The 18,491-nt window shown below is 36.3% G+C and carries 17 protein-coding genes; 8 read left to right on the top strand and 9 right to left on the bottom strand.

Annotated features, from left to right (window positions below):
- Positions 1 to 8: 8 nt before the first annotated feature.
- On the top strand, positions 9 to 1,700 hold the full coding sequence (locus DSM00_RS00940; RefSeq protein WP_128756147.1) for an ABC transporter ATP-binding protein: 1,692 nt from the start codon (positions 9 to 11) through the stop codon (positions 1,698 to 1,700).
- 514 nt (positions 1,701 to 2,214) lie between these two features.
- Here DSM00_RS00940 and DSM00_RS00935 read toward each other — a convergent pair.
- The 7 genes from DSM00_RS00935 to trhO all read right to left on the bottom strand — a co-directional run bounded on the left by DSM00_RS00935 (position 2,215) and on the right by trhO (position 9,669).
- Positions 2,215 to 2,871, bottom strand: coding sequence for a 3-oxoacid CoA-transferase subunit B (locus DSM00_RS00935; RefSeq protein ID WP_128756146.1), 657 nt, complete (start codon positions 2,869 to 2,871; stop codon positions 2,215 to 2,217).
- Positions 2,871 to 3,509 (bottom strand): peroxiredoxin, encoded by a 639-nt coding sequence (locus DSM00_RS00930; protein WP_128756145.1) that lies wholly within the window; start codon positions 3,507 to 3,509, stop codon positions 2,871 to 2,873. Before DSM00_RS00930 ends, DSM00_RS00935 begins: the two co-directional genes overlap by 1 nt.
- 35 nt (positions 3,510 to 3,544) lie before the next feature.
- On the bottom strand, positions 3,545 to 4,243 hold the full coding sequence (locus DSM00_RS00925; protein WP_128756144.1) for a CoA transferase subunit A: 699 nt from the start codon (positions 4,241 to 4,243) through the stop codon (positions 3,545 to 3,547).
- 110 nt (positions 4,244 to 4,353) lie between these two features.
- Positions 4,354 to 6,684: a penicillin-binding protein 1A gene (locus DSM00_RS00920; RefSeq protein ID WP_128756143.1), complete on the bottom strand. Its 2,331-nt coding sequence runs from the start codon at positions 6,682 to 6,684 to the stop codon at positions 4,354 to 4,356.
- Complete coding sequence (locus tag DSM00_RS00915) at positions 6,668 to 7,168, bottom strand: gliding motility lipoprotein GldH (RefSeq protein ID WP_128756142.1); 501 nt, start codon at positions 7,166 to 7,168, stop codon at positions 6,668 to 6,670. The genes DSM00_RS00920 and DSM00_RS00915 overlap by 17 nt, the downstream gene beginning before the upstream one ends.
- Positions 7,161 to 8,330 (bottom strand): PSP1 domain-containing protein, encoded by a 1,170-nt coding sequence (locus DSM00_RS00910; protein ID WP_128756141.1) that lies wholly within the window; start codon positions 8,328 to 8,330, stop codon positions 7,161 to 7,163. The genes DSM00_RS00915 and DSM00_RS00910 overlap by 8 nt, the downstream gene beginning before the upstream one ends.
- 301 nt (positions 8,331 to 8,631) lie before the next feature.
- Positions 8,632 to 9,669: an oxygen-dependent tRNA uridine(34) hydroxylase TrhO gene (gene trhO / locus DSM00_RS00905; RefSeq protein WP_128756140.1), complete on the bottom strand. Its 1,038-nt coding sequence runs from the start codon at positions 9,667 to 9,669 to the stop codon at positions 8,632 to 8,634.
- 575 nt (positions 9,670 to 10,244) lie between these two features.
- Here trhO and recA point away from each other — a divergent pair.
- The 4 genes from recA to DSM00_RS00885 all read left to right on the top strand — a co-directional run bounded on the left by recA (position 10,245) and on the right by DSM00_RS00885 (position 13,810).
- Positions 10,245 to 11,255, top strand: a complete 1,011-nt coding sequence (recA, locus tag DSM00_RS00900; RefSeq protein WP_128756712.1) for a recombinase RecA — start codon at positions 10,245 to 10,247, stop codon at positions 11,253 to 11,255.
- A gap of 77 nt (positions 11,256 to 11,332) precedes the next feature.
- Entirely contained in the window at positions 11,333 to 11,743 is a 411-nt protein-coding gene (locus DSM00_RS00895; RefSeq protein WP_128756139.1) for a hypothetical protein, read from the top strand.
- Positions 11,744 to 11,762: 19 nt separating this feature from the next.
- Entirely contained in the window at positions 11,763 to 12,311 is a 549-nt protein-coding gene (locus DSM00_RS00890; protein WP_128756138.1) for an RNA polymerase sigma factor, read from the top strand.
- Positions 12,308 to 13,810, top strand: coding sequence for an outer membrane beta-barrel protein (locus DSM00_RS00885; protein WP_128756137.1), 1,503 nt, complete (start codon positions 12,308 to 12,310; stop codon positions 13,808 to 13,810). The genes DSM00_RS00890 and DSM00_RS00885 overlap by 4 nt, the downstream gene beginning before the upstream one ends.
- Before the next feature lie 109 nt (positions 13,811 to 13,919).
- Here DSM00_RS00885 and DSM00_RS00880 read toward each other — a convergent pair whose 3' ends face one another.
- Positions 13,920 to 14,672 carry a lysophospholipid acyltransferase family protein gene (locus DSM00_RS00880; protein WP_128756136.1) on the bottom strand — a complete coding sequence of 251 codons (753 nt, stop codon included), beginning with the start codon at positions 14,670 to 14,672 and terminating at the stop codon, positions 13,920 to 13,922.
- A 121-nt stretch (positions 14,673 to 14,793) separates the two neighbouring features.
- Here DSM00_RS00880 and trpS point away from each other — a divergent pair, with 121 nt between their 5' ends.
- A complete protein-coding gene (trpS, locus tag DSM00_RS00875; protein ID WP_128756135.1) occupies positions 14,794 to 15,762 on the top strand; it encodes a tryptophan--tRNA ligase in 969 nt (322 codons plus the stop codon).
- Here trpS and dprA read toward each other — a convergent pair.
- On the bottom strand, positions 15,759 to 16,859 hold the full coding sequence (gene dprA / locus DSM00_RS00870) for a DNA-processing protein DprA (RefSeq protein WP_128756134.1): 1,101 nt from the start codon (positions 16,857 to 16,859) through the stop codon (positions 15,759 to 15,761). The two genes, trpS and dprA, sit on opposite strands and share 4 nt — an antisense overlap.
- 95 nt (positions 16,860 to 16,954) lie before the next feature.
- Between dprA and DSM00_RS00865 the strand changes: the two genes are divergently transcribed.
- Positions 16,955 to 17,887, top strand: a complete 933-nt coding sequence (locus DSM00_RS00865; protein ID WP_128756133.1) for an HU domain-containing protein — start codon at positions 16,955 to 16,957, stop codon at positions 17,885 to 17,887.
- 94 nt (positions 17,888 to 17,981) lie between these two features.
- Positions 17,982 to 18,491, top strand: coding sequence for an acyl-CoA thioesterase (locus DSM00_RS00860; RefSeq protein ID WP_128756132.1), 510 nt, complete (start codon positions 17,982 to 17,984; stop codon positions 18,489 to 18,491).

The raw sequence follows: 18,491 nt of genomic DNA, 5'->3' as shown, positions 1-18,491 counted from the left end.
TTTATATCGTGCAAAATTCACCCCTCCTTACCGTTAATAATCTAACTCTCGGCTTCAGAAAGCAGCACGAAATCAATACTGTGCTTCACAATATTACTTTTAGTGTTTTTCCTAACGAGATTTTAGGAATTGTAGGAGAATCGGGTTCTGGTAAATCGGTTACAAATCTTGCTGTTTTAGGATTACTTCCTAAGCGAAATACAGATATAAAATCTGGTGAGATTCTTTTTGAAGAAAAATCGCTATTAACTAAAAATGAGAAAGAACTGCAGAAAATACGAGGTAATGAAATCTCGATGATTTTTCAAGAGCCTATGAGTTCGCTCAATCCATCGATGCGTTGTGGCAAGCAAGTTACCGAAGTTTTGCTAAGACATACAAATTGTACAAAACAAGAAGCTAAAGAAGAGACACTACGTCTTTTAAATCAGGTAAAATTACCCCGACCTGAAGCAACATTTAAAGCTTACCCTCATGAGATAAGTGGCGGGCAGAAACAACGAGTTATGATCGCAATGGCTATTGCCTGTAAACCTAAACTTCTTATAGCAGATGAACCTACTACCGCTCTTGATGTTACTGTACAAAAAGAAATAATCTTATTACTCAAAGATTTACAGCAACAAACCGGAATGAGCATTTTATTCATCTCACACGATCTGTCTCTAGTGAGTGAGATTGCAAATCGCGTACTCGTTATGTACCGCGGAAAAATAGTAGAAGAAGGTAGTGCCAAAGCCATTTTTAAAACTCCCAAGAAAGACTATACAAAGGCACTAATTTATGCCCGCCCTTCAACAAAAGAACGATTAGCTAAACTACCTACTGTCAAAGATTTTCTGAGTGGTAAAGCTCTTTCTCAACCAGTAAGTAAAGAAACCCGTTCTCAGGAGCACGAAAGGATTTATAGCAAAACACCGCTTCTCGAAATCAAAAATGCGTCAAAAGAATACTACTCAAAGGTTTCGTTTTTTGGGAAGACCGAAACTCTAAAAGCTGTAAATGATGTTAGTTTTAAAATCTACGAAGGAGAAACATTAGGCTTAGTAGGTGAATCTGGCTGCGGAAAATCAACTTTAGGAAACCTCATCTTACAACTCGATAACACCACATCTGGATCCATTTTTTATAAGGGGACAGACCTTACCGCTCTTTCTTCAAAAGCATTAAGATCACTACGTAAAGATATTCAGATTATTTTTCAAGATCCATATTCTTCTTTAAACCCCAGGCTAACTGTAGGACGCTCAATTACTGAAGCTATGCAGGTACATAAGCTTTATAAAAATTCAAGTGAACGTAAAATGGAGGCTATTAAATTGCTTGAAGAGGTAGGATTGCTTCCTGAGCATTTTAACCGGTATCCCCATGAATTTAGTGGTGGTCAACGCCAGCGTATAGGTATAGCGCGTACAATTGCTGTACGTCCTAAATTTATTGTTTGTGACGAATCTGTTTCTGCTTTAGATATTTCGGTTCAGGCTCAAGTACTCAACCTATTGAATACCTTAAAAACCACTTATGGTTTTACCTATTTATTTATTTCTCACGACCTTGCCGTAGTAAAATATATTTCCGACCGTTTACTTGTTATGCGTAACGGAATTTTTGAAGAAACCGGTGAAGCAGATGCAGTTTATGAGAATCCGCAGCGCGCATATACTAAGGCGCTTATAGATGCAATACCCAAAGGGATTTAAAACATAAACAGAAATACTTTCTTAAAAAGGTAAAGAATACTACGCGTAGTATCATAAGTATCTTTTAGAACAGTATTTAATGTTCTTGCCTTAGCGCTTTTAACTTCAGATAGTGTGTGCATATTAGTATAGATTATTCTGCTTTAACGATACATTAACAACTTTAGTATAAATATAAAAAAAAACCGCCGGGCTCCCCCTGCGGCTTATTAACAAATCATAACATCAAAACACTCCTGCTCTGAAATTAAGTAATAATTTAAAGGACTTCTTATAAATGCTTATTCCAAATCCTAAATTGGGAGCGACTAAATTAATTTTAATTTTATCTACAGACAAACTTTTCAAACAATTTATTTAAAATATGTTAAAAATTATGGCTTTTAATCTATTCTAGACCACACTTAATCGTCAAAAAAGAGACATGTGTTCTTTTAGCGATAATATGAGTACTATATAGAATAAAAAAAGCCGCTGATATCAGCGGCTTTTTTTATTCTATATATTTGGGTTTCTATGCTAAAATCATTTCCGGAACCTCTGCAGACACTTCCAGATATCCTTCCGTAGCTTTAATTATTTCATCTACTGAAACTCCGGGTGCACGCTCAAGAAGCTTAAATCCTTTTGATGTCACTTCTATAACAGCAAGATTAGTCACTACTTTTGTAACGCAACCTACACCTGTTAACGGGAGAGAACATCTCTTTAAAAGTTTTGATTCACCTTCCCTATTTGTATGCATCATTGCAACTATAATATTCTCTGCACTCGCTACAAGATCCATCGCTCCACCCATACCTTTTACCATTTTACCTGGTATTTTCCAGTTAGCAATATCTCCGTTTTCTGCAACTTCCATCGCGCCTAAAATAGTAAGATGTACATGTTTACCACGTATCATTGAAAAACTGGTTGCAGAGTCAAAAAATGATGCTCCTTTTAATGCAGTTATAGTTTGTTTTCCGGCATTAATAAGATCTGCATCCTCGTCACCTTCAAATGGAAAAGGTCCCATACCTAAAATGCCATTTTCACTCTGAAATTCCACATTTATGTCATCTCTAACATAATTAGCAACCAGAGTAGGAATACCTATCCCCAGGTTTACATAGAAGCCATCTTTAACTTCACGAGCGATACGCTTAGCGATTCCGTTTTTATCTAGCATTATTTATTGGGTTGTGGTGTCATTCTCAAATAAGGCTTTATTTCTGTATGACCCTTTGGGAAAAATTCTGGTATCTGCTCATTGCTTACGCTAGGTGAGATCACACAATCTTCGCCATCTTTCCAGTTTGCTGGTGTGGCTACTTTGTGATAAGCTGTAAGTTGTAATGAATCAATTACACGTAATATCTCATCAAAATTACGCCCTGTAGATGGTGGATAGGTAAGCGTTAATTTTATTTTTTTGTCTGCTCCTATTACAAATACAGAGCGTACGGTAGCTTTTTCACTTGCGTTAGGATGTATCATATCATAAAGCTCAGAAACCTTACGGCTCTCATCACCAATGATTGGATAATTCATTGTGGTATTCTGAGTCTCATTAATATCTTTAATCCAGCCCATATGATCCTCAACGCTGTCTACACTTATAGCTATAGGCTTGACATTGCGTTTTTGAAACTCTCCATAATAATTTGCGACTGTACCTAATTCTGTTGTACAAACCGGAGTATAATCTCCCGGATGTGAAAATAGAATTCCCCAGCTATCTCCTAACCACTCGTGAAAATTAATTTCTCCTTCAGTAGTGTTTGCTGTGAAGTCTGGTGCTATATCTCCTAATCTTAAATGTGCCATTATATATGTTTTACGGTTAATCTTAATTTTTGAAATTATCTCTGTCTTACTGTTAACTGTTCGATACGTTTTTCATAATTAACTCCCTGAAAAATACGCTGAACAAAAATACCTGGGATATGTATTTGATTTGGGTCGAGTTCTCCCGCAGGTACTAGCTCTTCTACTTCTGCAACTGTTATTTTTGCTGCGCCGCACATATTTGGGTTAAAGTTACGTGCTGTGCCTTTAAAGATTAGATTCCCGGCTTCATCTCCTTTCCAAGCTTTGATAAAAGCAAAGTCTGCCTCAAAAGCTTTCTCCAGAACATACATTTTACCGTCAAACTCTCGAGTTTCTTTGCCTTTGGCAACTTCTGTACCGTATCCTGCGGGTGTGTAAAAAGCCGGAAATCCAGCTTGAGCTGCTCTGCAACGCTCTGCCAGCGTACCTTGCGGTATAAGCTCTACGTCAAGTTCGTTACTTAACATTTGGCGCTCAAATTCTGCATTTTCTCCCACATAGGAAGAAATCATTTTTTTGATTTGCTTTTTCTGAAGTAATAATCCAAGTCCAAAATCATCAACACCTGCATTATTAGAAATACATGTTAACTCTTTTACACCTAATATGACTAATTCTGATATGGCATTTTCTGGAATCCCACTAAGGCCAAAGCCCCCAAACATCATTGTCATTGAATCAGAAACGCCATTTAAGGCCTCTGAAACTGAACGCACTGTTTTAATTATCATTTTCTGATTTTAGATACAGAAAATTACGAAACAACTAATGCAACAACAATATTTTTACAAGATTTTATAGTATTCTATTTAAATAATAGAAGTTATCTTCATTCTCATTATTAGAAGTCAAGTTCGTCTAAAATATCTGATTGATGCGAGCTAGCTTCAGACTCTGAACAATCTATACGTATAGATAAATTTTCTGGTCGTTCAAATGCTCCCTGAGAAATTTTAAGATCTTCATCTTCGTAGCATTTTTTCATAAAACTACCCCATATTGGTAAAGCCATCGTTGCTCCCTGACCATATGTTATTGAAGAAAAGTGTACAGATCTATCATCTCCTCCTACCCACACACCACTAACCAAATTAGGAACCATGCCCATAAACCAACCATCACTTTGATTCTGTGTAGTTCCCGTTTTGCCAGCAATAGGATTTTTGAATCTATACGGGTGACCGGTAATTACTTTTTTGTAAACATCGCTATTAATAGGTCCAGAGCGCAAACGTGCACCAGAACCATATTGTGTAACTCCTTCCATAAGATTTACGGTAACATATGCAGATTCTTTACTCAATACATCCTTAGCTTCCGGGATGCTTTGGTATAAAACAGTTCCATTTTTATCTACAATAGTGGAAACAATCTGTGGTTCTACGTGAACCCCTTTGTTTGCAAAAGCAGAATAAGCAGATACCATCTCAAACAAACTAATATCTGCAGTTCCCAAAGCAATAGAAGGTACTGCCGGTATATTTTCTGTATCAATGCCCAGTTTTTCTATTAAATCTATTACTGTTTGTGGGCCTACTCTATGCATCAAACGCGCTGAAACAGTGTTTATAGACTGGGCCAAAGCACTTTTAAGAGTAACCATACCACCATATTGACCGCCAGAATTATCAGGACACCAGTCTCGCTGAGCTCCCATTTCACCTGCCGGTATACAGTATGGTATATTTGGAATTGTATCACAAGGAGATAAATGCAACTGATCTATAGCAGTAGCGTATAAAAATGGCTTAAAGGTAGAACCTACCTGTCTTTTTCCTGTTTTAACATGATCGTATTGGAAGTGCTTATAATTAATACCGCCCACCCAAGCTTTTACTTCACCCGTCTGTGGCGTAAGACTCATTAGGCCCGCTCTTAAAAAACGTTTATAATAACGTATACTATCTTTAGGTGTAAGAATCGTGTCTATTTCTGAAACACCATTTTTCCACGCAAAAACACGCATATCTGTTTTAATATCGAATGAAGCTTTAATTTTTGCCTCAGAAATACCATTAGCTGCCATTTTTCTCCAGCGATCTGAAGTACGCATTGCTCTGTACAAAATCTTCTCTTCCTCTTCTTGTGTGATATCTCTAAAAGGTGCTGTTTTATTGCGCTCATTTTGCCTGTCAAATTCGCGCTGCAAATTTTCCATATGCTCGGTTACAGATTGTTCTGCATAACGTTGCATACGAGAATCTATAGTAGTTGTAATAACCAGACCATCACGATAAATATTGTAAAACTCTTGGTTGCCGTCTGCATCTTTACCTTTAGGATTATTTTTAATCCAGTCTGCCATAAATGCCCGAAGGTATTCTCTAAAGTATGTAGCAATACCATCTGCGTGACCTTCAGGAGAAAAATTAATTTTCATAGGCATCGCCATTAGACTATCGCGCTCCACATTTGTAATCTTACCAGTCTCTGCCATAAGTGCCAAAACCGTATTGCGTCGTTCTAAAGCATTGTCTTTAGAAATCTCTCTATGGGGATTAAATTGTCTTGGATTTTTAAGCATTGCGGCAATTACCGCAGACTCTTCTGGTCGTAGTTCTATAGGCTCTTTGTCAAAGTAGATTTTAGAAGCAGATCGTATACCCACAGCCTGAAACAAGAAGTCCTGTTTGTTCAGATACATGGTGATTATCTCTTCTTTTGTATATTGTCTTTCTAGGCGGGTAGCGATTATCCATTCTTTTACTTTTTGCACCAGTCGCTCTAACGTATTACTAGGTGTGTCAGAAAAAAGTAGTTTTGCTAATTGTTGTGTAACTGTACTTGCCCCTCCTTTTGACCCCATATATGCGACAGCACGCATTGTACCTCTAAGGTCTATCCCAGAATGGTCATAAAAGCGTCTATCTTCAGTAGCAACTACAGCGTCAACTAAATTTTGTGGTAAATCATTGTATTTTACCGGTGTACGGTTTTCATTATAGAACTTTCCTAAAGTTTTTCCGTCTGAAGAAAGAATTTCAGTAGCAAGATTACTCTCGGGATTTTCTAATTCATCAAAAGTGGGCAAACTTCCAAACACACCCCAGGATGCTAATAGAAAAATAAGAATCAGCACTCCAAAAGATCCAAAAAATAGAATCCAAAAACCCCTTATATACGGTGCATTACTTTTAGTTTGTTTAACTGCCTTCTTATTCTTCTGAGCCATTATATTCATTTATTTTTTCGATGCGTATTCCCACATCTTCAATACCCTCTAATTGTTGAATAGCATTCACGCTACCATTGCGACGCATAGCCTGTTTTAATCGTATTTGATACATTCCAGATTCTGAAAACCGAAATGCTTCTTTATACCAAAGCTTATTTTCTTTTAAATCTCCAAAACCCGTACCCAGCCAAGAACCATCTGGTCGGGCCATCTCGTATTCTAAAGTATCTGAAATAGTTTTTCCGTTAGGAAACTGTAATTCTGAAATCACAAACAGATTACTATAATCATAATCATTTGTATTTCTTAACGTTATAAATAAATTATACTTTTCTATGCTATCAAGCTCCTTGATATTAAAAACTACCGCAGAGTCGCGTTCCCAATAATTGGGTAAGCTCTTGTACTCGTGAAAAATAGCTTTCTCATCACAAGCGGAAAAACACATTACTATTAAAAGTGCATAGCAAAATTTATGCATTGTTACTTGGCCCTTTTTTACGGTAGTTAGATTTTTTTCTGCGGTTTTTAGACTTTTTGCGCGTAGGTTTAGGTTTATCAAAACGCGTTAAACTGTCCTGCCCTACAACGTTTCCAAAATCTACTTTAGTGTCAGAAAGAAGTTCTGCAGCATATTCTTCAAGACTTGCAACAGGTTCATTCTTTTTATTTGATTCTAATATTTCATTTGCCTGAGTGGTTGTAAGCTTATGCCAGTTCATCCACTCACCTTCATAAGCATACCACAAGTGTCCTTGAAAAATATCTATTTTCTGACATACCGCAGTACCTTTTTCGGTTTTAAGCTTTTGTTCTGTCTTCGGAAAGTCTTTTAATGCATCTAAGTAAGCATCTAACTCGTAATTGAGACAACACTTTAATTTACCACACTGTCCTGCAAGTTTTTGAGGATTAAGGGAGAGTTGCTGATAACGAGCGGCACTTGTTGTAACAGATCTAAAATCTGTTAACCAGGTTGAACAGCATAACTCACGACCACAAGAGCCAATACCGCCCAGACGTGCAGCCTCTTGTCTAAAACCTATTTGACGCATTTCTATACGTGTTCTAAACTCTTGCGCAAATTCTTTAATAAGCTGTCTAAAGTCTACGCGTTCTTCTGCTGTATAGTAAAAAGTAGCTTTTGAACCATCTCCCTGAAATTCTATGTCAGAGATTTTCATATGCAGGTTAAGACGGATTGCTATTTGTCTGGAGCGCACTTTCATCGCTTCCTCGCGATCTTTTACTTCCTGCCAGATTTCTACATCCTTTTGATTTGCTTTGCGATATATTTTTAAAAATTCGTCTGTATTATATGGAACTTTTTTCTTCTTCATTTGAATGCGTACCAGCTCACCGGTAAGTGATACAATACCTATATCGTGACCTGATGCTGCCTGTACCGCAAGCACTTCTCCAATGTTAATTTGAAGATTATCTACATTCTTAAAAAACTCTTTTCTACCGTTTTTAAAACGGACTTCTACAAAATCGAATGGTTCTTGCCCATCTGGCAAACTCATATTAGCTAACCAGTCAAAAACCGTTAATTTATTACAACCATCTGTACCACAGGTACCATTATTTTGACAACCACGTGGCTGACCGTTTACGGTCGTACCACAACTTCCACACGCCATGAGATCCTATATTTAGTAAATCTCTAATTTAAAGTAAATTAGGATTTTTTGATTTGTATTCTTTAAAACGAAATTTTTTCGTTTCAATTGCTGCTAAAGATAACATTTTAGACATGCAAAAATATAGTAAATCTTATTGGCAATGGCAGCAAACAAAAATGCTTTTCATAAGAGCACTAACATAAAGTTCTAAATTCTAATTTTCAGTCGGTTCCTGTTCTAGAAAATTATCTTGAGTCAGTCTAAAAGTTGATGCAAAATTTATTATAGCAAAAAAACGCCGGCATTTGCCGGCGTTTTTTTATGCTTTACGTTGAAATTTCAACTTTTCTGACCTTCCTTTTTTAAAGATCTTGTTGCTGTTAGGGATTCCCTTCCGCAGTTCTTTTTGTTCTTCATAAGGCAGCGCAATAATCTCTTTACACTCATCAGAACACGTTAGACTCATCGCGTCTGAGCATTCTTCACATTGTATAAATAACAAGTGACACGCTTCATTAGCGCAATTTACGTGTGTATCACAAGGTTTTCCGCACTGGTGACAATTAGAAATCACATCATCAGAAATACGCTCGCCACGACGGTGATCAAATACAAAGTTTTTTCCTTTAAACTTGTTTTCCAGTTTTAACTGCTCTACCTGCCGCGCATATTCAATAATCCCTCCTTCTAATTGATATACCTGTTTAAAACCTTTATGTTTATAATAGGCACTCGCCTTCTCACAGCGTATACCACCAGTACAATACATTACCAACTTTTTATCTTCTTTGTGATCTTTTAAATCTTCTTCTATAAGGTCTAAACTATCACGAAAAGTATCTACATCTGGAGTTATAGCATTTTTAAAATGTCCTATCTCGCTCTCGTAATGGTTACGCATATCTACCAGAACCACATCATCAGACTCAATAAGTTCGTTGAAAGTCTGTGCATCTACGTGAATTCCCTTGTTTGTAACGTCAAATGTGTCGTCATTAAGACCATCTGCTACAATCTTATCACGCACTTTTACTTTGAGTTTTAAAAAGGATTTTGCATCCTGTTCTATAGCAATATTTAACCGAACGTCTTTGAGAAAATTAATGTTATCTAGAAATGATTTGAAGGCTTCAAAGTTTTTTGCCGGTACAGAAAGTTGGGCGTTGATCCCTTCATGCGCTACATAAATACGACCTAGAACAGACATAGAATCCCAAGCAATGAAGAGGTGGTCTCTGAAAAGATGTGGATTACCAATTTTTGCATATTGATAGAACGAAAGAGTCAAACGGTCTTCACCAGCTTCATCAATAAGCGCCGCCCGCTCTTTCGCACTTAATTTATTGTACAGTTGCATGCTATACTAATTTTATAAGGTTAAAAGTGGCGCAAAAATAAGGATTTTTATAGAGATACCACTTATAGACCCTGGAGTCTTATCAATTAGTATGTGTTTAAAACAAAAACAGCCTTCAATACGATTGAAGGCTGTTTCCTGAACGGCTAATTCATTGTTAATTTATTTGAAATCAAAAATTAACTACTACTAACCACCGTCCAGTTTTGCTGTGCATGACAAATAACGAACAGCATAGTCGCAATTTGTATAACACATTGAAATTTGCATATGTATCATATGTATATTTATCAAGTAGATACACAATAATAGATATGGTTGCGTATAAACATGCTAGAATGATGCAGCTAGGATATATTCCAATTTATGAGTTATTATTTTCAATAAAACATCCTGAAGGTGGAATTTTTCCAATAATTAGCCTCAATTTGATTGTAGTCATCAAAAAGAAATAGTAATTTAGCAGCTTAAAAGATAAATCCAGATCAAAATAATAAACCTTTGATTTTTACTTAAATTAAGAGTTTATTTGAGATTGTAACAATACTATAATGGCAAAAAAAGAAGAAGTTGCAATGAGTAAAGAGCAAGAAGCAAAACTTAAAGCTCTTAAACTTACCCTTGACAAAATGGATAAAACCTACGGAAAGGGAACAGTTATGAAGATGGGTGATAATGCTATTGTAGAAGTTGAAGCTATTTCTACAGGTTCACTAGGTCTTGATATTGCCTTAGGTGTTGGCGGACTTCCAAAAGGTAGAGTTATAGAAATTTATGGCCCAGAATCTTCTGGTAAAACTACGCTTACCTTACATGCAATTGCTGAATCGCAACGTAAAGGAGGCATCGCAGCATTTATAGATGCAGAACATGCTTTTGATCGTTTCTATGCTGGCAAATTAGGAGTAGATATAGAAAACCTAATTATATCACAGCCAGATAATGGTGAACAAGCACTAGAAATTGCAGATAATCTTATACGCTCGGGCGCAATTGATATTATTGTAATTGACTCGGTTGCAGCATTAACTCCTAAAAGTGAAATTGAAGGAGAAATGGGTGATTCTAAAATGGGGTTACACGCACGATTAATGTCTCAGGCTTTAAGAAAACTTACCGGCTCAATAAGTAAAACCAATTGTACAGTTATCTTTATTAACCAGTTAAGAGAGAAAATAGGTGTGATGTTTGGTAATCCAGAAACTACTACCGGTGGTAATGCACTTAAATTTTATGCCTCTGTGCGTTTAGATATACGTCGTTCTACACAAATCAAAGATTCTAATGGCGAAGTACAAGGAAATAAAACCCGTGTAAAAGTGGTTAAGAATAAAGTAGCACCACCATTCCGCCAGGCAGAATTTGACATCATGTATGGTGAAGGAATCTCAAAAGTGGGTGAAATTCTTGATATAGGTGTAGAATATGAGATTATAAATAAAAGTGGATCGTGGTTTAGCTATCAAGACACAAAATTAGGACAAGGCCGTGATGCTGTAAAAGCAATACTTAAAGACAATCCGGACCTATTAGAAGAATTAGAAATTAAAATTAAAGATGCTATAAAAGTTGCTACTTCAGCATAGTAACTTTAATTATTAATTTTTTACGCAACCTTTTTTATCATTAGGTATCTTCTTTGTAAAAGAAGATATTTATAATGATGAAAAAGGTTTTTTTATTACTCGCTCTGCTAACTTTAGTGGTTAGCTGTTCATTAGATGACGATGGTAGAAACGTTAGCTATGAGTTTGTACCCATAGCAAAATACGAGTTACCAGATTCACTTGTTTTTGGAAAGAACTATGAATTTCCAATAAGCTACGTTTCCCCTACAGACTGCAATGCCTTTTATGGCTTTGAATACGACCGTAGAGATAGTACCCGCTTAATATTTATAGTAAATCAAGTCTTAGAAAGTGAGAATTGCTTACCTACTACAGACACGGTAGAAACAACTTTAAATTTTGAGGTGCTTTATAATTATACATATGTATTTAAATTTTTCAACGGCTTCGACGCTAATGACGAGCCTACTTATATAACTGAGGAAGTTCCTGTAAAGCGACCATAAATTTTAATAATCTAAAAATGTGAGTTTAGAACAGCTCATTATTGACTGCAAACGTCAAAAATCTAAAGCACAAGAAGCATTGTACCGGCAATTTGCAGGTATACTTTTTCCCGTTGCTTTAAAATATGCCCGCAACTACAGTGAGGCAGAAGATATCTTGCAGGAAAGTTTTATTATAATTTTTCAAAAGGTAGGTCAATTTAAAAGTAAAGGCTCTTTTGAAGGATGGCTCAAACGCATTGTAATAAACTCAGCATTACAGCGCTACCGAAAACAAGCTGTTTTTGAAATAATAAACGAAGAAAATATCAAAGAAGCGGATGTTGAGGTCGATGACGACGAGATCCCGCTTAATTTTTTACTTCAAATAGTACAAGAACTCCCCGACCGGTATCGGTTGGTTTTTAATTTATATGCATTAGACGGCTATTCTCACAAAGAAATCTCAAAAATGCTAGAAATTAAAGAAGGTACATCCAAGTCTAATCTTGCACGTGCCCGAATGATTTTAAAAGAGAAAGTAATAGACTTTCAAACTAATGCACATATACAAACTTCAACGCGGTGAAGGATAAGAAAAAAATAGATCGTTTGTATCAGGAAAAGTTTAAAGACTTTACCATTGAGCCTAGTGAAAATGTCTGGGCAGGTATTGCTGCGCAACAAAATAAACAGAAAAAACGCATAATTCCGTTATGGTTTCAATTAAGCGGTGCAGCAGCAGTTTTGATCTTGTTACTACTAGCAGGTACATTTTGGTTTAAAACGGAAAACAAAATAAATACACCTCAACTGGTTAATCAAGAAGAAAACATTACTCCAGATTCTATTCAAAAAAATGGATCTGAAGGTTATGCAACAACCGACCCGGAATCTAGAGACACTGAAAAAGATGCAACATCTACTGAATCAACCTCAGTTAAAGCCAACGAAAAATATTCGGTTGACAAATATGAAAGAATAAATACTGGAAATGAAAGCACCTTCAAAAAAACTGCTGTGGTTAATAACAATCAAGGATTTCCTAGAAATTCTTCCGTAGTTAAAACCGGGAATTTAGAAGGTTCTGAAAATACTCCAGTTGTAAATTCAAAAACAACTGCATCTGACACTTCAACAAAACCGAATGAGGCACTAATTAACACTAACCTCTCCCGTAAAGATGATGCTGTTGAATCAGCAGTTGCTCAAAATAAATCTGCAACTTCAAAATCTACAGAAAACCAGACCGCAGAAGATATTGATCCAGATGCTTTACAACAGTTAGCAAATAAAAAAACGAATGCCGCAGTGGCTGCTTCTGAAGACAACACAGAATCTGCAAGGTTAACACGGTGGGGTATTACTCCTATGGTAGCACCTGTTTATTACGATAGTTTCAGTGGATCTGGGATAAGCGAGCAGTTTTCTGACAATACCAAAAAGGCAGATGTTAACTTGAGCTATGGGGTTCAAGTGAGTTATGCTGTTACCAATAGACTCACGGTAAGATCGGGTATTAATAAAGTTGATTTAGGTTATACTACAGAGCAGATAGGCTTTACACCAAGTATTAGTGCCAGAAATCCTACTGCGATGATTAGTAGTATTGATTATAATGAAAACTCAAAAATTATACAGCTTGACAATAACAATATTCAAGGCTTACCTAATTTGCCAAGTAATAATCAAACTGAATTTGCAACAAATATAGTTTCTCAAAAAAACACTTCTTTGCGTCAAGATTTAGGTTACATAGAGATACCTATAGAAGCTGAATATGCACTTATAAATAAGAAAGTGGGTCTTCAACTTATAGGGGGCATAAGCTCTTTATTTTTGAATAAGAATTCAATCTTTCTTGAAGAAGAGGGCAATCTGGTTTCTGAACTTGGAAAATCTAATAGTCTCAACAATACCAGTTTTAGTACAAATGCTGGTCTAGGTATCGATTATAAGTTTACAGATAAAGTACAATTTAAATTAGAGCCTATGTTTAAATATCAACTTAACGCATATACTAAAAGTGTTAGTGATTTTAAGCCGTATTACTTAGGTCTCTATACAGGAGTAAGTTTTAGGTTTTAATATAAAAGTAAGGTTTGGTTAGTTTATTTAGTTGGTTAACTTAATTATTACCCAAGTAATAATTAGAAAATCCGCCACTGGTTAGGGCGGATTTTTTTTTATGTATAAACTAGACTTTTAAAGCCAAGTCGTGTAATAACTCTTTATGAATTGCTGTGAAGGTCTCATCTCGCAAGGCTCTTCTGTCACTTGCCACTTTTCCCTGAGTTTCTATAAACGGCAACACTTTTACACGCATCTTTCCTGGAGAACCCGTAAAGAAGTCATAAGAATACCTTCTTTTATTATCGTAAAACACCATAGGCACGATAGGAATTTGATGATCTATTGCTAATCTAAATGCTCCATCTTTAAAACTATCAAGTACAATAGATAAATCCTCAGGGACACCTCCTTCAGGGAAAATACAAATGCTCAATCCCTGATTGAGTCTGCGCTGTGCACTCTCAAAAACCGCCCTTCTACTTTTTGCATCTCCCCTATCTACAAGAATACAGGTTTGCTTATAAAAATATCCGAATAAAGGAAAACGCGCAAGTTCTTTTTTTCCTACAAATACAAATGGATTAGGAGCAACATGTAGCATTAACATAATGTCAGCCATCGAGGTGTGGTTAGCAACAAACATATAGCTTTTACCGCGTTTCGTTTTTTGAAGTCTTTTTATCTGCGGCCAAAATCCCATACCATATAGTATAAATCGAGCCCAAAATTGAGCCATTCTAAAAAAGTATGGATACCACGTATCCTTGGCAACAGATATGACAAGAAAAGGAAACATGACGATTATAGGAATTACAAGAAGAATATAAAACCAAATACGCCAGAGAAGGGTAATAAATTTACGGAGAATGCTAATCATACGGGATAACCTAAAAGGGCATTACTGAAATTTAAATGAGATTGTAGTCGCTCAAAAATAGGCATTTTTAAAGGAGTTAATTAGCCAAAAGGGGTAACTTTGCGCAAAATTATAGTAAAAAATGTCACGAATATTAACTGGTGTACAAAGTACAGGAACCCCTCATTTAGGAAATCTTTTAGGAGCTATTATTCCTGCGATCAACATGGCGAATCAGCCAGAAAATGAATCTTTTTTATTCATCGCAGATATGCATTCTCTTACACAAATAAAAAATGGAGAAACACTTAGAAATAACACCTATTCGACTGCAGCAACCTGGCTCGCTTGTGGTCTTGACATAAATAAAACAGTCTTTTACCGCCAGAGTGATATTCCTCAAACTACAGAGTTAACCTGGTATTTAAGTTGCTTTTATCCTTACAAGCGCTTAAAACTGGCTCACAGTTTTAAAGATAAGGCAGATCGTCTTGATGATGTTAATACAGGTCTATTTACCTATCCTATGCTAATGGCGGCAGACATCCTGTTATATGATGCAGAGATTGTACCGGTGGGTAAAGATCAATCACAACACCTCGAAATGACACGCGATGTTGCCTCTCGTTTTCACGCTCAAATGGGTGATACTTTTGTTATTCCTGAGCTCAAGTTACACGAGGAGACGATGTACATCCCGGGCACAGATGGTGATAAAATGAGTAAAAGTAAAGGCAACACTATTATTTTATTTCAATCTGATAAAAAATTGAAAAAACAAATAATGAGTATCGAAACAGACAGCACCCCCTTAGAAGAACCTAAAGATCCTGATACGTGTAAGGTTTTTGCTATTTATAAACTACTTGCTACGCCTGAAGAGTTAGATCAAATGCGCCAAAATTATTTAAGTGGCGGGTATGGTTATGGTCATGCAAAAAAAGCTTTGTATGAACTTATTCTTAAGCGCTTTGATAAAGAACGTGCTCTCTACAATCACTATATGACCAATTTAGATGAGATTGATGAAGTACTAAAAATAGGTGCTGAAAAAGCACGTGCAACCGCAAATAAGGTTTTAGAACGCGTACGCACAAAACTAGGATATTAGGCAAGTTCAAACTGCTTACCCGGAAGGGGTCTCACGACCCCTTTTAATTCCATATTTAAAAGAATACTTGCAATTTTGAATGTAGGCATATTACAATTAAGGGCTATCAAATCTAATTGCTCTTTGCCTTTTTTTTCTAAGAAATTAAAAACCGATTCCTCCTCTGCATTAAGAGATGCAAAAAGCTGTTTTTGAACCGGTTTAAATGTATTTTCTATATTCCAGTTAAGCATATAAATTAAGTCTGCTGCACAAGTAATTAATTGCGCTTGTTGAGATTTTATAAGATTATTGCACCCCAAACTTTGAAGATCATCTGGTCTTCCCGGCACCGCAAACACATCACGATTGTAGGAGTTTGCAATATCTGCAGTTACAAGAGAACCGCCTTTATCTGCACTCTCTATAACCACAGTTGCTTCACTTATACCGGCAATAATTCTATTACGCCTTAAAAAATTTGTTCGGTCAAAGTTATCAGAACTCCAGAAATCTGTAATGAAGGCACCTTGACTCTCCAGACTTTTTACATACTTCTGATGTATTTTAGGATAGATTTGATTTAGTCCATGTGCCAAAACTGCATGGGTCTCTAGGCCACAATCTAGGGCTACTCTATGCGCATTAATATCTACTCCATAAGCAAATCCCGAAACTATTAAAGGGTTTAATGGTGCTAAGTCTTCAATAAATCGTTTTATAAATTCGATTCCATAAGTGGTGACTTTACGTGTTCCTACAATAGAAATAACTCTTTTAGCACCATAATTAGAAGTCCCTCTTTTAAATAATAAAATAGGACCATCGATACAGTGTTTTAAACGTTCTGGATATTCTGGATCTAGGAAACTACTATACGAGATATTATTTTGCTCAATAAACCTCAACTCTTTTTCAGCTTCCAGCGCATGGTTTTTGTTATAAAACTCTTTTAATTTATGAGCTCCTATACCATCTACCTCTAGCAAAACCTGCTTCTTTTGGTCTAAAACCTGCCGAGGAGTTTCAAATCTGTTTATAAGTCTTTTAATGGAGGTATCTCCCAGATTAGGAATACGTTGTAAAGTTAAGAATGCGTGTAATTGCTCTTGATTCATTTTATTAAATAGCTGTCTTTAAAGATATTGCAAAATTGTTGACAATTCAATGATGAGTTGTAAAGCTCAATCGCATTTTTTTTTATTTTTACGTTATGTATTACTCAACTTACATAAGCGACCTGCTTTACCGTTACGAATGTGTGATCATTCCGGGTTTCGGAGCATTTCTAGCTCATAGAACCTCGGCATATCACGATATGGAGAAAAATGTTTTTTTTCCGCCAAAAAAGCGCATTTCATTTAATGCTCAGTTAAAAGAAAATGATGGCTTGTTAGCAGATTATGTTGCTAAGGCAGAAAATCTTAGCTATTCTGAAGCATTAGCTAAAGTTCAGGTTTATGCTTATTCTTTGGAAACCCGCATATTGAACGGAGAGACTATTTTATTGGATAAAATAGGTTCATTATCTAAAAATGAAACTTCACAAATTAAATTTGAACCAGTTACCGTTACAAATTATTTGACTGACTCTTTTGGACTTGCTTCTTTTCAAACCACACCGGTAACTCGTGAAGTATTAAAACAAGAAGTTGAAGCCCTAGAAGAAAAAGCACCTATCCATATTACAACGGCCAGACGTACAAATACGTGGCTAAGATATGCTGCTGTAGGTCTTTTGGCTATTGGTTTGTCTGGTACTTTAGGTTTTTTACACTTTAAAGATATTGCAGATTACAATTTTGCTCAAGAGCAAGTTGCCAAGAAACAAGTTGAAAATACAATACAACACGCCACTTTTACAATCGATAACCCCTTACCGGCTGTTACTTTAAATGCCTTCAAACCTAAAGGAAGTTATCACTTAGTAGCAGGTGCATTTCGAGTTGAAGAGAATGCTGTAAGTCGCGTAAAAGAATTGCGTGAAGCAGGATATAAAGCACGAGCGATAGGCGAAAATAGATTTGGGTTACACCAAGTAGTATACGGAAGTTATACAGATCGCACAGAAGCTCTTAATGATTTAAGAAAAATACGTACTTCAGATAATCCTAATGCCTGGATGCTTATTCAGGAAATCGATTAATCTTCAGTAAAATATAAAATAAAAGCCTCCAAGTTGGAGGCTTTTTCATTTCTCAATCCTTTCAAACGTATTACTTTTGCGCAAAAATTAATCTATGGAAACAAAGACACCTTCAGAATCGCGCACTACGCAAACAGATCTTGTCTTACCTAATGAGACAAATCCACTTAACAATATGTTTGGTGGTGAGCTTCTGGCACGTATGGATCGTGTGGCGAGTATAACAGCCAGACGTCACTCGAGACGAATTGTTGTAACAGCATCTGTTAATCACGTTGCATTTAATAAAGCGATACCTTTAGGTAGTGTCGTTACTGTAGAAGCTTCAATTTCCCGGGCTTTCAAGACTTCGATGGAAGTTGTTATTGATGTATGGGTAGAAGACCGCGAGAGTGGCTTAAAATCAAAAGCGAATGATGCAATTTATACTTTTGTAGCCGTTGATGATACGGGTGTACCTGTACCTATACCCCAAATTAAACCAGAGACCACGCAAGAAATTGCGCGATATGATGCGGCACTACGCAGAAAGCAACTGAGTCTTGTACTTGCAGGAAAAATGAAAGCTTCTGATGCGACCGAGCTCAAAGCTATTTTTGAATAA

The sequence above is a fragment of the Leeuwenhoekiella aequorea genome (assembly GCF_004104375.1).
In the GTDB taxonomy this organism is placed as follows: Bacteria; Bacteroidota; Bacteroidia; order Flavobacteriales; family Flavobacteriaceae; genus Leeuwenhoekiella; species Leeuwenhoekiella aequorea.
The sequence above is the reverse complement of the archived record's forward strand: the minus strand, read 5'-3'. Positions and strand labels throughout refer to the sequence as shown.

Bases quoted from the DNA above. Each gene is read 5' to 3' on its own strand.
- DSM00_RS00880 (WP_128756136.1), bottom strand. From the start codon at position 14,672: ATGATTAGCATTCTCCGTAAATTTATTACCCTTCTCTGGCGTATTTGG.
- DSM00_RS00910 (WP_128756141.1), bottom strand. From the start codon at position 8,330: ATGGCGTGTGGAAGTTGTGGTACGACCGTAAACGGTCAGCCACGTGGT.
- trpS (WP_128756135.1), top strand. From the start codon at position 14,794: ATGTCACGAATATTAACTGGTGTACAAAGTACAGGAACCCCTCATTTA.
- recA (WP_128756712.1), top strand. From the start codon at position 10,245: ATGAGTAAAGAGCAAGAAGCAAAACTTAAAGCTCTTAAACTTACCCTT.
- DSM00_RS00925 (WP_128756144.1), bottom strand. From the start codon at position 4,243: ATGATAATTAAAACAGTGCGTTCAGTTTCAGAGGCCTTAAATGGCGTT.
- DSM00_RS00865 (WP_128756133.1), top strand. From the start codon at position 16,955: ATGTATTACTCAACTTACATAAGCGACCTGCTTTACCGTTACGAATGT.
- DSM00_RS00930 (WP_128756145.1), bottom strand. From the start codon at position 3,509: ATGGCACATTTAAGATTAGGAGATATAGCACCAGACTTCACAGCAAAC.
- DSM00_RS00860 (WP_128756132.1), top strand. From the start codon at position 17,982: ATGGAAACAAAGACACCTTCAGAATCGCGCACTACGCAAACAGATCTT.
- DSM00_RS00915 (WP_128756142.1), bottom strand. From the start codon at position 7,168: ATGCATAAATTTTGCTATGCACTTTTAATAGTAATGTGTTTTTCCGCT.
- trhO (WP_128756140.1), bottom strand. From the start codon at position 9,669: ATGCAACTGTACAATAAATTAAGTGCGAAAGAGCGGGCGGCGCTTATT.
- dprA (WP_128756134.1), bottom strand. From the start codon at position 16,859: ATGAATCAAGAGCAATTACACGCATTCTTAACTTTACAACGTATTCCT.
- DSM00_RS00895 (WP_128756139.1), top strand. From the start codon at position 11,333: ATGAAAAAGGTTTTTTTATTACTCGCTCTGCTAACTTTAGTGGTTAGC.
- DSM00_RS00935 (WP_128756146.1), bottom strand. From the start codon at position 2,871: ATGCTAGATAAAAACGGAATCGCTAAGCGTATCGCTCGTGAAGTTAAA.
- DSM00_RS00920 (WP_128756143.1), bottom strand. From the start codon at position 6,684: ATGGCTCAGAAGAATAAGAAGGCAGTTAAACAAACTAAAAGTAATGCA.